At 71.5% G+C, this 13,334-nt stretch carries 13 protein-coding genes and 1 tRNA gene; 5 read left to right on the top strand and 9 right to left on the bottom strand.

Annotation, left to right across the window (positions count from 1 at the left end):
- Positions 1 to 93: 93 nt before the first annotated feature.
- From ABD466_RS01375 to ABD466_RS01355, 5 genes are all read right to left on the bottom strand, one after another.
- The gene (locus ABD466_RS01375; protein WP_344655019.1) at positions 94 to 1,458 is read right to left on the bottom strand and encodes a serine hydrolase domain-containing protein; all 1,365 of its coding nucleotides are present in this window, start codon (positions 1,456 to 1,458) and stop codon (positions 94 to 96) included.
- Positions 1,459 to 1,735: 277 nt separating this feature from the next.
- Positions 1,736 to 1,821: transfer RNA gene (locus ABD466_RS01370), tRNA-Ser, on the bottom strand.
- 53 nt (positions 1,822 to 1,874) lie between these two features.
- The gene (locus ABD466_RS01365; protein WP_344655018.1) at positions 1,875 to 2,522 is read right to left on the bottom strand and encodes a thymidine kinase; all 648 of its coding nucleotides are present in this window, start codon (positions 2,520 to 2,522) and stop codon (positions 1,875 to 1,877) included.
- A 9-nt stretch (positions 2,523 to 2,531) separates the two neighbouring features.
- Positions 2,532 to 2,852 carry a hypothetical protein gene (locus ABD466_RS01360; RefSeq protein WP_344655017.1) on the bottom strand — a complete coding sequence of 107 codons (321 nt, stop codon included), beginning with the start codon at positions 2,850 to 2,852 and terminating at the stop codon, positions 2,532 to 2,534.
- A 75-nt stretch (positions 2,853 to 2,927) separates the two neighbouring features.
- Positions 2,928 to 3,356, bottom strand: a complete 429-nt coding sequence (locus ABD466_RS01355; RefSeq protein WP_425558503.1) for a YbjQ family protein — start codon at positions 3,354 to 3,356, stop codon at positions 2,928 to 2,930.
- 360 nt (positions 3,357 to 3,716) lie between these two features.
- Here ABD466_RS01355 and ABD466_RS01350 point away from each other — a divergent pair, with 360 nt between their 5' ends.
- On the top strand, positions 3,717 to 4,562 hold the full coding sequence (locus tag ABD466_RS01350; protein ID WP_344655162.1) for a glycerophosphodiester phosphodiesterase: 846 nt from the start codon (positions 3,717 to 3,719) through the stop codon (positions 4,560 to 4,562).
- 82 nt (positions 4,563 to 4,644) lie between these two features.
- On the top strand, positions 4,645 to 5,439 hold the full coding sequence (locus ABD466_RS01345; RefSeq protein ID WP_344655161.1) for an ATP-binding protein: 795 nt from the start codon (positions 4,645 to 4,647) through the stop codon (positions 5,437 to 5,439).
- Between the two features lie 21 nt (positions 5,440 to 5,460).
- Here ABD466_RS01345 and ABD466_RS01340 read toward each other — a convergent pair whose 3' ends face one another.
- A complete protein-coding gene (locus ABD466_RS01340) occupies positions 5,461 to 7,494 on the bottom strand; it encodes an anthranilate synthase family protein (protein WP_344655016.1) in 2,034 nt (677 codons plus the stop codon).
- 277 nt (positions 7,495 to 7,771) lie between these two features.
- On the opposite strand from ABD466_RS01340, the gene ABD466_RS01335 reads away from it, so the two are divergent.
- A complete protein-coding gene (locus ABD466_RS01335; RefSeq protein ID WP_344655015.1) occupies positions 7,772 to 8,755 on the top strand; it encodes a DUF5926 family protein in 984 nt (327 codons plus the stop codon).
- 73 nt (positions 8,756 to 8,828) lie between these two features.
- Here the strand turns inward: ABD466_RS01335 and ABD466_RS01330 are convergent, their stop codons facing one another.
- Positions 8,829 to 10,013 (bottom strand): hypothetical protein, encoded by a 1,185-nt coding sequence (locus ABD466_RS01330; RefSeq protein WP_344655014.1) that lies wholly within the window; start codon positions 10,011 to 10,013, stop codon positions 8,829 to 8,831.
- 216 nt (positions 10,014 to 10,229) lie between these two features.
- Complete coding sequence (locus ABD466_RS01325) at positions 10,230 to 10,832, bottom strand: TetR/AcrR family transcriptional regulator (protein ID WP_344655013.1); 603 nt, start codon at positions 10,830 to 10,832, stop codon at positions 10,230 to 10,232.
- A gap of 30 nt (positions 10,833 to 10,862) precedes the next feature.
- On the opposite strand from ABD466_RS01325, the gene ABD466_RS01320 reads away from it, so the two are divergent.
- A complete protein-coding gene (locus ABD466_RS01320) occupies positions 10,863 to 11,582 on the top strand; it encodes a glycosyltransferase family 2 protein (protein ID WP_344655012.1) in 720 nt (239 codons plus the stop codon).
- Here ABD466_RS01320 and ABD466_RS01315 read toward each other — a convergent pair.
- The gene (locus tag ABD466_RS01315; RefSeq protein ID WP_344655011.1) at positions 11,548 to 11,871 is read right to left on the bottom strand and encodes a rhodanese-like domain-containing protein; all 324 of its coding nucleotides are present in this window, start codon (positions 11,869 to 11,871) and stop codon (positions 11,548 to 11,550) included. The genes ABD466_RS01320 and ABD466_RS01315 overlap by 35 nt on opposite strands.
- Before the next feature lie 109 nt (positions 11,872 to 11,980).
- Between ABD466_RS01315 and serS the strand changes: the two genes are divergently transcribed.
- The gene (gene serS / locus ABD466_RS01310) at positions 11,981 to 13,258 is read left to right on the top strand and encodes a serine--tRNA ligase (RefSeq protein ID WP_344655010.1); all 1,278 of its coding nucleotides are present in this window, start codon (positions 11,981 to 11,983) and stop codon (positions 13,256 to 13,258) included.
- Positions 13,259 to 13,334 lie beyond the last annotated feature (76 nt).

Raw genomic sequence — 13,334 nt, 5'->3', positions numbered from 1 at the left:
CGTGAGGTGGGAGGCGGTCAGCGGACGCGAACTCGGGATCGTCCTTCAGGACGAAGGGAGCGTTCGGGCGAAGCCGGATCCTTTCCAGCGGTTTCAACCGACCTTCGGTATCGAACGCACCGAGCAATAGAGGCACGACGTCCCATCAGGGAGCTGGTAGAAGGTCATCGGCATCCAGCCGGCTTCCCCCGGCCACTGGATGACGAAGGCGTCGGGCCCGAGGGGCCGCATCTCGCAGATCTCGGGGTCGGGCGACAGGTCGGCGAGTTCGCCGGTGGAGGTGAAGACCGCAGACAGGACGCCCTCGTTGTCGACGATCTCTATGCGGGTCCCGGCCTTCTCGTAGACGCCTACGAAGTCCGCCGGATCGAAGGGCGGTGGCTCGGCGGCCGGCATCGGCGCCGCCTTCATCGTGACGCCGGCCAGTTCCCTGGCGATCTCGCCGAAGACGGCACCTCGGAACGTGCGCATGTCGCCACCGTTGGTCACCAGGCAGATCGCGAGTCCGTGCTCCGGAAGGATCGACAGAAAGGCGTTCTGTCCGATCGTCGCGCCGTTGTGGCCGACGACCGGCGTGCCGTCCCACTCGTCCAGCATCCAGCCCAGGCCCCAGCCGGTGGCACGGTAATGGTCCGGCAGCTCGACCTGGCGCCGCTGCATGGCGGCGACGCTCTCCGGTGACAGGATCTTGATGCCCTCGGCGGTCGTCCCGCCGTCCAGGTGCAGCTTGGCGAAGGTCAGCACCTCGCGCGGCGTCGAGCAGATCAGCCCCGCCGGGCCGGTCGAGCGCATCAGGCTCCAGCGCGGCACCACCTTCAGCGGTTCGCCGTGCTGGCTCTCGTGCCCGGCGGCGGTCCGGAAGAGCAGCGCCTCCTCGGGCAGCGTGACCGTGTGCGTCAGCCCGAGCGGGCGGAACAGCCGCTCCCGCATCAGCTCATCCCACTGCACGCCGGTCACGACCTCCAGGACCCGGCCGAGGAGGATGTAGCCGGCGTTGCAGTACGACATGGTCGCGCCGAGCGGGTGGACCACCGCGGCATCGGCCAGGAGCGCCACGTACTTCTCCACGCAGTCGTCGCCCCGGCCGGTGTCGATGAACAGGTCACCGTCGATCCCGCTGGTGTGGGTCAGCAGGTGGCGGATCGTGACGCCCGCGGTCAGCTCGTCGGTCTTCAGCCGCAACGCGGGCAGCATCGAGACCACCGGCGCGTCCAGATCGAGGACTCCCTCGTCGACCAGGGCCATGACCATGGTCGCGACCCACACCTTGGTGATCGAGCCGATCTGGAAGAGCGTCTCGGTGGTGACTTCGACGCCTGTGGCGAGGTTCGTCACGCCGGCGGCCGCCTCGACGACGATCTCGCCGCGGTGCAGGACGGCCAGTGAAGCACCGACGATGCCGTGCTCATTCGCGAGGTCGGCGAGGCGATCGGGCCAGGAGGTCGTACGGTCGGTCATCCGGCACTCACTTCCGGTCGGTATGGTGTCAGAGGCCTGCGAGACTGCGGTCCCACGAGAACACCCCTTCGCACCGTACCGGCCGGAATCCCGGTGTGGGGAACCGATTTGTGGCGCAGGCGCGGTGCGGTGCCGCCGGCGGGGTCCTCTGCCGCACGACAAGGTCGCTTCGCCAGGGTTGAGGCGAGTTCGGAGACCGCAGGCGGTGGAAGTCGATCTGTGCTGCGAAACTCGCTCTTACAAAGGATAAGAGTGCAGGTCAAGAGCCTGTCGACAGCGGAGGATGTGGGATTCGAACCCACGGTGGCTCATCACCACTTTGGTTTTCAAGACCAACGCCTTCGGCCGCTAGGCAAATCCTCCTCGGACGCCCGGCGTCCGTGCGGCAGCAGTCTCTCACAACCGGCCGGTCCGGGTCAGGCGGCGCCGAACGGCAGCGTGTCCGGGCTCAGCGCGGCCGCGCCGGAGCGGGCGGCGGTCAGCCGGCGGCGGTGGTGGCGCCGGCACAGCACCTCGTAGCCGATCTCGTCCTCGATCGCGGTGTCGCCGACCATCACCTGCTCGCCCTCCAGCACCATCTCGCCGCGCAGGGTGCGGGCGTTGTGGGTGGCGCGGGCGCCGCACCAGCACAGGGTCTGGACCTGCAGCACCTCGATGCGGTCGGCGAGCTCGATCAGGCGCTTGCTGCCCGGGAAGAGGCGGGTGCGGAAGTCGGTGGTGATGCCGAAGGCGTAGACGTCGATGGACAGCTCGTCGACCATGCGCGCCAGCTGCTCGATGTGGTCCTCGGTGTAGAACTGCGCCTCGTCGGCCACGACGTAGTCCACCTTGCCGCCGGCCGACATCATCTGGACCACGTGGTTCAGCAGGTCGGTGTCGTCCTCGACCTCGACGGCGGCCGCCTTCAGGCCCAGCCGGCTGGAGATGGTGGCGCTGCCGGCGCGGTCGTCGCGGGTGAAGATGAGCCCGGCCCGGCCGCGCGCGTTGTGGTTGTGGTCGAGCTGCAAGGCGAGGGTCGACTTGCCGCTGTCCATGGTTCCGGTGAAGAAGACGAGCTCGGCCATGGTCGCTGATTATCCCCTACGGGTGGTGTGCGCTGCGAGCGTGGCGCGGATCCGGGCCGAGGACGCGGCCAGGAGGGGGCCGAGCAGCGGCGCGGCCAGCACCCCGGCCGCCGCGGCCACCCCGACGCCGGCGAACAGCAGCCGGTCGCCCGGCGTCAGCGCCGACCGCCACGCGGTCAACGCCACGTTCCGCCGGGTGTTCAGCACGGTCCACACCGACACCCGGTCGACGCGCGCCACCAGCCGCACGACGCGGAACAGGCTGCCGGCGGCGCAGCACAGCTCGGCGCCGGCGGCCGCGGCCAGTGCGTTCAGCGAGCGTCGGATCACCCGGTCACGATAGCCGGGAACACCGCGGGCGCGGACCCGGGAAGGGGTCCGCGCCCGGCGTGGTGCGGGTCCGGCTCAGCCCTGGCGGCTGATGCTCACCGCGGTCCCGTAGGCGCAGATCTCGGTCCAGACGTCGCCCATCTCCGAGGTGTCGAAGCGCATGCCGACGATCGCGTTGGCGCCGCGGTTCAGCGCCTCCTGGATCATCCGCTGCATGACCTCGTTGCGGCTGTCCACCAGCGCCTTGGTCATGCCCTTGAGCTCGCCGCCGAACATCGACTTCAGGCCGGCGCCCATCTGGCTGAAGGCGTTGCGGCTGCGGACGGTCAGGCCGAAGACCTCGCCGTAGACCACGTCGATGCGGAAGCCCGGGACGTCGTTCGTGGTGACGCAGAGGAAGTTCTGCTGCTGCGGCGGCGGGGCGTACTGCTGCTGCGGCTGCTGGTAGCCCTGCTGCGGCGGCTGCTGGTAGCCCTGCTGCTGTCCGTAAGGCTGCTGGCTCATGGTCCCCCCTGAGATGGGCGATCGGTGATAGTGGTCCGTCGGTATGACGATACGACAACCACCCCACGGTCTGGGCAGAGAGGATGGCCGCTCCTTGAAGTCGCGGTGAAAGCCAGCTGAATACGGCGGATATCGGGCGTCTTTCCGGCGGCGCGCCGCCGGAAGTCTGGAAAGATTCGGAGTGTGCAATCACTGCGCCGCCCCGAGCCGCGGCCGACCGGCCCGCGCCCCAGCGCATCGCGCCGCTCCGAGCCCGCCCCGGCCGCCCCGGCCGCCCAGGAGGTCCCGGGCCACGCCGGCCTCCGTACCGGCGCCTCCGGCCCGGCGCTGCCCCGCCGGGCCGCCGCCGACATCCCGGTCATCGCGCACCGCGGCGCCTCCGAGGACGTCCCGGAGCACACCCTGGCCGCCTACGAGGCCGCGCTGTTCCAGGGCGCCGACGGTCTGGAGTGCGACGTCCGCCTGACCGCGGACATGCACCTGGTGTGCGTCCACGACCGCCGGGTGAACCGCACCTCCAACGGCCGCGGCGTGGTCTCCACCCTGGAGCTGGCGCAACTGCGGCAACTGGACTTCGGGTCCTGGAAGCAGCCGCCCGGCGACTCCGAATACGTGGAGGTCCCCGACCTGCGCCGCGAGGGCGCGCACCGGGTGCTCACCCTGGAGCGGCTGCTGGAGCTGGTCGTGGACCACCCGCGCCGGGTGGAGATGGCGATCGAGACCAAGCACCCGACCCGCTACGCCGGCCTGGTCGAGGAGCACCTGGTGGCGCTGCTGGACCGGTTCGGCCTGGCCCACCCCCGGCTCGGCGAGCGCTCCCCGGTCCGGGTGATGTCGTTCTCGGCGATGTCGGTGCGGCGGATCCGGCGGCTGGCGCCGTCCCTGGAGACCGTGCTGCTGCTGGACCGCGTGCCCCTGCGCTTCCGTGACGGATCGCTGCCCCGCGGCGCGCGTATCGCGGGCCCCGGAATCCATATTCTGCGCACCCATCCGGAATACGTGGCGCGGGCGCATTCGATGGGAAACCGGGTCCATGTCTGGACCGTGGATCAAGCCTCGGATATCGACCTGTGCGTCGAGCTCGGAGTGGACGCGATCATCTCCAACCGGCCCCAGGCGGTACTGGCCAGGCTGGGGCGCGGCGGCTCGCGGGTGTCGGCGGAAGCTCATCCCGGCGTCATCGGGTTGAACCCTGATAAACCCTGAGGTTCCAGTTTTCTCCGAGGACGAACCGGGCATCTACCGCGAGTAGCTCCTCGTCGGCAGGGAGGGAGCCGTGGGGGTCGTCATGTCGGTGAAACCGGAGAGTCCCCGGGAATCGGCGGAGATATCCGAATCGGTCGAGCGCGGGCAGGCGCCGCGACCGGCGGGCGAGATCGGGACGGATTTCCCGTACGCGCCCGAGAGTGTGGGGATGGCACGCCACGCGCTGTCCGCGGCACTTCAGCGTATGCGCGTGGCGTCGACGGCCGCGGACGACGCGGTCCTGATCCTCTCGGAGCTGGTGAGCAACGCCTTGCGGCACGCGCTGCCGCTGTCCGGCGGCACCATCCGGGTGGCCTGGTGGATGGAGGACAGCAGAGTCCTGCGGATCGCGGTGACGGACGGTGGCCGTCAGCATCCTGAGAGAGCGGGGAGGGCCGCTTCCGGTCCGGAGAGCACGGACCTGGAAGCGGTGGACCTGGACGACGTAGACGAGTCCGCGGTCGACGGCCGCGGACTCGGCATTGTGGGGCTGTTGGCGGACGCCTGGGGCGTCGAGGCGCTCCCGCAGGAGGGCCGGGTGGTGCGCGCGGACGATCCGGGCGCCCCGAAGACGGTGTGGGCGGCGGTCCGTCTGCACGCCCGGCACGCCGCCGCGCCCCCGCCTCCGCAGGACCCGCCGCGCCGCTGGTGGCGCCGGCTGGGCTCGGCGCTGGCGCGGTTCCCGGGCCCCGGCCGGATCCGCGGGATGCGCGGGGCCCGGCTCGGCGGCGCCCGGCTCGGCCAGGCCCGGGGTGGACAGGGCGACGCGGGCGCCGCGGGGTCCGATACCGCCTGGGTGCCCCGGTACCCGGCGGGGGTCCGGATGACCGGGGCGTGAGGTCGCTGATCCGGCCCTCCTTCACCGCTCCAGGAGGCGCCGGATCTCGCGGCCGAGGATGCCGAGTCCGTCCAGGGTGAGCACGGACTCGGGGTGGAACTGCAGGCCGGTGAACGAGGGCCCGCGCAGCGCCGCCGTGAGTCCGGTCTCCGGGATCCGCACGGTCTCCAGCACCAGGAACTCCGGCATCCGGGCCGCGTACGAGTTGTAGAACGCCACCCGCTCGACGCTGCCGAACAGGTCCAGCTCCACCTGCGTGCCCTGCATCGGCGTGGGCAGCCGCACCAGGTCCAGCCCGAGCTCGCCGGCCAGCGCCTGGTGCCCCAGGCACAGCCCGAGCGTCGGCTTGCGCAGGTCGATCAGCCGTTTGGCCAGGGTCCGCACGGCCCGGATCCGCGGCGAGCCCACATCCCGCGGATCCCCCGGCCCGGGCCCGAGCAGCACCAGGTCGAACGCGTCCAGGTCCGGTACCTCGTCATGGGCGACGCGCAGGGTCTCCAGGCCCAGCGCCCGCAGCTCCACCGCCAGCATCGAGGTGAACGCGTCCTCGTTGTCGACGATCAGGACCCTGCGTCCGGCCAGCAGCGGGTCCACCAGGTCCGCCGGGTCGTGCTTGCTCAGCCAGAACGGCGAGAGGGTCTCGTTGCGCGCCGCCAGCAGTGCGGCGACCTCGGGGTCGTCGGACCACGGCGCCTCGCGTGGGGCCGGCGCCGCGTTCGCAGAGTTCGCAGAGTTCGCGGAGTGCGCCGAGTTCGCGGAGTGGGCCGAGGCCGCAGCGGCCGTCCTGGCGGCGGGGCTGGCCGCGCGGTAGTCGGCTGCGGCGTCGTGCGCGTCCAGACCGTCCAGGCTGCCGTCCAGACCGTCCAGACCGGCGGGTCCAGGCCCGCCCGCCGCGTCCCCGATCCCCTCGATCCCGGCGTTCCGCGCCCCGAACCGCACCCCGAACGCCCGCAGCACCCCGGCCGCCTTCGCGTACGTCTCCCGCACTTCCTCGTACGGATCCGAACCGCGCACCAGCGTCGCCCCGACCGGCACCCGCACCGTGCCGTCGTAGTCCAGGTACGCCACCCGCAGCAGCAACGGCGCGTCCATCGTCGGCGACCCCGCCGCGTCACGTCCGATCAGCGCCGCGACCCCCGCGTAGTACCCGCGGCCTCCCCGCTCGTGCCGCTTGATCACCCGGAACGCGTTGCGGATCGGCGAACCCGTCGCGGTCGGCGCGAACATCGTGGTGCGCAGGATCAGGCGCGGATCCATCGTGGTCCGCGCCTCGATGTAGTACTCGGTGTGCGCGAGGTTGGTCATCTCCTTCAGGAACGGCCCCCGCACCCGCCCGCCGAGGTCCCCCACCTCGGCCAGCATCTTCAGCTCCTCGTCCACGACCATCGCGAGTTCCTCGCGCTCCTTGGCGTCGCCCAGGAACTCCAGCACCCGCTCCCGCGGGGCCGTCGCCGGAGCCTCGCGCAGCGTCCCGCTGATCGGGTTCATCACCGCGACCCCGTCCGCCAGCGACACGTGCCGCTCCGGTGTCGCCCCGACCAGCAGCCCTTCCCCGGTGTCGATGAGGAAGGTCCAGTAAGCGTTCTTCTCGCTCGCCAGCAACGCCCGGAACGCCCCGTACGCCGTCTCCCGCGCGGCGTCGCAGTGCCCGACGAACGTCCGTCGCACCACGAAGTTCGAGCCCTCCCCGGCCCCGATCTCCTCGTCCAGCACCCGCTTCACCGAGGCCCCGTACGCCTCGTCGTCCACGTCGAAGGCTCCGTCCCGCAGCACCGGCGGCACGGCGGGCGGCAACTCGGAGATCGGCAGCCGGGATCGGCCGGTCACCCGTAGCGCCAACAGGGGCGCGTGGTCGTCGTGACACTCGTCGCCGCGCTCGGTCAGCTGCCGATAGGGGACGAGCACGAGCAACGTGTCCTCGGTGGGAAGATCCGCCAACGCGGGGAACTGCTCGAAGGCCGCCCCGGTGAGAAGTTCCACATCCGTGTCGGCGCCGCGTCTGATCAGCGCGAACGGTCCGTCGGGAATGCCACTCGGGTGGTCCAGGTCTGCCATGGCGATGCCTCTCTGTAGAGGCCGCTCTCCATGAGGCTCACCGGGAGTCCTCTGGAGAGTTCCAGAGAAGCCAGAACCGGCCGCCTCTCAAGGCGGCCGGTTCGGAGCGTGGGTGCGCTGCTACCGGGGTCCGCCTGGGGCGGACCACCACCACTGCTGTGGGTACGAGCGCATGCCCGCACAGTAGCAGGGTGTCACCCGGCGGTGTCGGCTCGTCTCACCCTCCGGGCCTACTAGGCTGGCCCGGAGCAACCACCAAGAGGTAGGAAGGGCCGGCATGGGCAAGAAGTCGAGCAGGGCCGCGAAGGCCGGCGCACCGAAGTCTGTCGAGGGCGAGATCCCGGTCGTCGGCGCACGCGAGGCGTGCCCGTGCGGATCCGGTCGCCGCTACAAGGCCTGCCACGGCCGCGAGGCCTCCGCCGCGGCGCAGCAGCAGGCCGCCGAGGTCACCGCCGCCAAGCGGCCCTTCGAGGGGCTGCCCGGAGAGACCGACATCGTCGCGATGCGCGAACTGGTCCCGGCGGCCACCGCGCCGCTGAAGCTGGTCGGCGAGCACGCCGACCGCAAGGTCACGCTGGCCACCGTGCTGCCGATGGCGGCCCCCGCGGTGCACCGCGACACCGGCGAGATCATGCTCGCGCTCCAGACCCTCGCCACCTCCGGCGACCCGGACCGGGACCTGGCCGACGCGCTGCTCCGCGCCCTGGACAGCACGCCCGGCACGGTCGTCGACTCGGCCACCCCGGCCCCGGACGGCCCCCGCCTGCGGGACCTGCTGGACACCTCGGGCGAGGGCCTGGACATCACCGTCCACGACGACTTCGGCTTCTGGATCATCGACGGCGCCGACGTCTCCGCCGAGGCCCAGCTGTCGCTGGAGCACGCCAACGCCGCCGCGTACCCCACCAAGAAGCTGGAGTCCGTGCCCTCCGCGTACTGGACGCGCATCCGCGAGAAGGGCCACCTGCGCTGGGTGATGCCCTACGAGGAAGAGAAGCTGATGGACGCGCTGGCGCGGCTGCACGCCGCCAAGCAGTCGGCCCTCGGCGAGGGCACCCGGTACGTCGGCGCCTTCCGCGCCTGCGGCCTCGTGGTGCCGGTGTGGGACCTCCCCAAGGAGATGGAGGCCTCGGAGATCGAGAAGCCGGCCGCCGAGTTCGCCGAGCGGCTCGCCAAGGCGCTCGCCGACGAGACCCCGCTGACCAACGAGGAACGGCGCGCGCGGGCCGGTCTGGTCAGCCGTCAGGTGACGCTGCGCTAAGGCGGGGCCTCCGGCCGCGGTGACGGAGAAGAGCGGGAGTCTTCGGACTCCCGCTCTTCCGTTGTGTGCGGGCCTACTGCTGGTGTTTGCCGCGATGCCGGGTGGCGAAGTACATTGCCACGCCGCCGCCGAGTCCGAGTGCTGACAGGACGGCCCACCACCACGCATCTCCGCCCTGGTCGGCCGGGAGCGCCCCGGTCTGGGCCACCGGCTGCATGGGCCCCTCCGCCGGGCTGGTCGGACCGTTGCGTGCTCCCCGTGATTGCAGGGGATGGCGCGCGTGGTGCGGTGCCTTGCCTCCGTTCGCCGACGCGTCGCCCGGGCTCGTCATCGTGCTGGGAAGCGGCGGTTCCGCCACGGCTCCGGCATCCGGCGCCGCCGGACCGCCGGGCATCGCCGGCGGGAGCGCAGCCGACGACGTCGTCGAAGGCCGCGACGCCGACGCCGATGCCGTGCCGGAGGGCGTCGGCGTCGAGGTGTTCTCACACGTCACCTGCACGTCCGCGAACCGCGCCTTCTGCATCGGTCCGCTGTAGAGCTCCTTCCCGGTGGAGTCGTAGAAGGTCCCGGTGAGGCTCAGATCGATGTGCGCGCGTGCGGGCATCGTCCCCGTCGGCGGGGCGGCGGTCGTCGTGTAACCGACCGTCAGGCTTCCGTGATCCACACCCGTCACCCCGACTTGTGCTCCGGTCACGGGAATCGTGGTGGTCTTCCCCGGCGGGACGGTCGTGCCCAGCACGTTCACCGCGTTCGGGTCGGCGTGCACGTGCGCCTCGGTGCAGCCGGCGTCGGTGTCCAGCGCGCCGATCGTGTAGATCGGCTTCCCGTGCAGGGAGTACGAGAGCGCGGGCGTCGCGCCCAACCGCGCCAGCGCCGAGTTCTTCGCAGCATCCGAATGCGTCTCGGCCTGTGTCGGCCCGGTGATCGTCAGGTGCTTCAGCACCCCGTCCGGATCCTGCGCCGGGTCCGCGGCGTCGTCGCCGCCGTTCTGCGCGACCCCGCTGGTCGCGTACTTGCCCTGGAAGGCCGTCAGTCCCAGCGCGGGGACGTCGTCGATGGTGAGGTTCACGAGTGTGCTGTCCGCCACGGTTGTCACCGGCACCGGCACCGGCACCGGCACCGGCACCGCCACCGTCACCGCCTGCGCCGGCTCCCCGGGGAACAGCGATCCCGTCCCGGCGATCGCCACCCCGCCCGCGGCCGCCGCCGAGGCGACCACTCCGGAGCGCCACCGACGGCCCGTGCATGTAAAAGCCATGGCGGCCATCAAATCGCACGAACCTCACGGGACCCGGCATTTCGAACGCCGCCGCCGCGTGCCTCGAACAGGTAGTTTTGCGTTGAACCATCGTCGTGGTTAGGGTGCTAACAGCCCGGTCGCTGGTGCATCCCCCGTCGCCAGCGCCCGGGCGTCTATCCGTCACCGGGGCTGCGGGTATTACTCAGCGGGCTTCTGTGATCACGGAGACGATCTTCAGCCGGTCGGCCGCGGCGTCGGCCGCAGATACGCGTCCAGCATCTGCGTCAGCTCCTCCAGCAACCGGTCCATCGGCACCGGTCCCGCCGCCCGCGCCGAGATCACGAACGACTGCGCCGTCAGCAGCACGGTCCGCGCCTGCAGCGCCACCGACCCGGACCGGATCGACCCGTCTTCGTGCCCTTGTTCCAGCCGCACCGACATCAGGTCCAGCGCGTAGTGCTGCAACCCGCCGAACTCCCGCGTCAGATACGGCAGCAGGAACTCGGCGTCGGAGTCCAGCACCTTGTGCATCAGCAGATCGCCGTGGAACGCCCGCACCACCTCGACCGTCCCGGTCACGAGCAGATCGCGCGCGGTCCGGTCGGCGCCGGTGACCTCCTTCAGCCCGGCGTTCCGCCGCACGACGCGCATCAGCTGCCGCCCGAGCACCTCGGTCAGCAGCGCGTCGATGTCGGGGTAGCGGCGGTACAGAGTCATCCGGGACACCCCCGCCCGCCGCGCCACCTCCGCCAGGGTGGTGTTGCGCAGGCCCAGGTCCATCAGCGCGGTCTGCGCGGCGTCCAGGATCTTGTCGTCGCTGTGTCGGCTGCGGTCCATCCCTCGTAAAGCTACATCTAGCATCGGGGCATGGGGCCCGAATCTGTCACAGACGTCACAAGCCGCGAGGTCTTCGTCGTGATCCCGGCGTGGAACGAGGAACGACGGATCGCCGCGACGGTGGGCGCGGCCGCGCGGATCGCGCCGGTCGTCGTGGTCGACGACGGCTCCCGCGACGCCACCGCCCGGCGCGCCCGGGAGGCCGGTGCCCGGGTCGTGACCCGGACCCGGCGCGGCGGCAAGGGGGCCGCCCTGGCCTCCGGCGTGGCCGCGCTTCCGGCCACGACGCGGTACGTGCTCTTCCTCGACGCCGATCTCGAGGGCAGCGCGGCCGACGCGGCACCGCTGCTCGAAGCCGTCCGCTCCGGCTCCTGCGCCATGGCCGTCGCCGTCCCGCCGCCGCAGCCGGGCGGCGGCCACGGCCTCGTGGTCCGGCTGGCGCGCGACGGAATCAGGAAGCTGACGGGTTTCGAAGCCGCCGCGCCGCTGTCCGGCCAGCGCTGCCTGACGGCGGAGGCGGCCAGGGCGGTCCGCTACGCGCCCCGCTTCGGCGTCGAGGTCGGCCTCACCGTCGACCTGATCGGCGCCGGCTACCGGGTCGCCGAGGTCCCCGCGGAGCTGCGCCACCGGGTCACCGGCACGGACTGGCGCGCCCAGCTGCACCGGGCCCGCCAGTACCGCGACGTGTGGCTGGCGCTGATGTTCAGATCCAGGTTCAGATCACGGTTCCGGCGTCGCCGGAGTCGGTGACGACCGGCTTGCCCGCGGCCGCCCAGGCCTGCATGCCGCCGGTCACGTTGACCGCCTCGACGCCGTTCTGGTTCAGGTAGGTCGCCACCTGCGCCGACCGGCTCCCGGCCCGGCAGATCACGTAGACCGGGCCCTCGGGCGTGCCGATCTCCTCCTTGCGCGCGACGAACACGGACATGGGGATGTGCCGGGCGGTCGGAGCGTGCCCGGCGGTCCATTCGTCGTCCTCCCGGACGTCCAGCAGCAGGCCGTCCTCGGGCAGGGAGATCACGTCGGTCGTGGCGAGCATGGGGTACTCCAGGCTTCTCTGGGCTGGTCGGGCGTGTCGGGTGGATCCCGGTGCCGGACATCCATCAAAGCATTACGGAGCGGCCGTGCCGACCGGCTAGCCTTGGTCCATGATTGACCTGCGTCTCCTCCGTACCGACCCGGAGCGTGTCCGCGCCTCGCAGCGCGCCCGAGGTGAAGACCCCACTCTCGTCGACGCGCTCCTGTCCGCGGACGAGGCGCGCCGCGCCGCGGTCTCCCGCTTCGACACCCTGCGCAACGAGCAGAAGCTGCTCGGCAAGCAGATCCCCAAGGCCGCCGGCGACGACCGCGCCGCCCTGCTGGAGCAGGCCAAGAAGCTCGCCGACGACGTCAAGGCGGCCGAGGCCGAGCAGAACGAGGCCGACGCCGAGCTGAAGCGGCTGCAGCTGGCCCTGTCCAACGTCGTCGTCGACGGCGTGCCCGAGGGCGGCGAGGACGACTTCGTCCTGCTGGAGACCGTCGGCACCCCGCGCGACTTCACCGCCGCCGGCTTCGAGCCGCGCGACCACGTCGAGCTCGGCAAGCTGCTCGGCGCCATCGACCTGGAGCGCGGCGCCAAAGTCGGCGGGGCGCGCCAGTACTACCTGACCGGCGTCGGCGCGCTGCTGGAGATCGCGCTGATGAACATGGCGATCGCCCAGGCGGCGAAGTACGGCTTCATCCCGATGATCACCCCGTCGCTGGTGAAGCCGGAGGCGATGGAGGGCACCGGCTTCCTCGGCCAGGCCGCGGAGAACGTGTACCACCTCGCCGAGGACGACATGTACCTGGTCGGCACCTCGGAGGTGCCGCTGGCGGCGTACCACATGGACGAGATCCTGGACGCCGACAAGCTGCCGCTGCGCTACGCCGGTTACTCGTCCTGCTACCGCCGCGAGGCCGGCAGCTACGGCAAGGACACCCGCGGCATCATCCGGGTGCACCAGTTCGAGAAGGTCGAGATGTTCTCCTACGTCGCGCCCGAGGACGCGGAGGCCGAGCACCAGCGCCTGCTGGACTGGGAGAAGGAGTTCATCACCGCCCTGGAGATCCCGTTCCGGGTGATCGACGTCGCGGCCGGCGACCTGGGCAGCTCGGCGGCCCGCAAGTTCGACTGCGAGGCCTGGATCCCGACCCAGGGCAAGTACCGCGAGGTCACCTCCACCTCGAACTGCACCGAGTTCCAGGCGCGCCGTCTGCAGATCCGCATGCGGGACGCCGACGGCGTGAAGCCGGTGGCCACGCTGAACGGCACGCTGTGCGCCATGCCCCGGATGATCGTCGCGATCCTGGAGAACCACCAGAACGCCGACGGCTCGGTCACGGTGCCGGCGGCGCTGCGCCCGTACCTCGGCGGCCGCGAGAAGCTGGAGCCGGTCGCGGGCTGAGCCGCGGGACGACCGTCCGCCGCCGCCCGGTGTCGCCGACACCGGGCGGTGCGACAGAATACGACCGGGGGAGGGC

Source organism: Catenulispora subtropica (assembly GCF_039531675.1).
GTDB classification, from domain to species: Bacteria; Actinomycetota; Actinomycetes; order Streptomycetales; family Catenulisporaceae; genus Catenulispora; species Catenulispora subtropica.
Note: the sequence above shows the minus strand (reverse complement) of the source record. Positions and strands in the feature narration are given on the sequence as shown.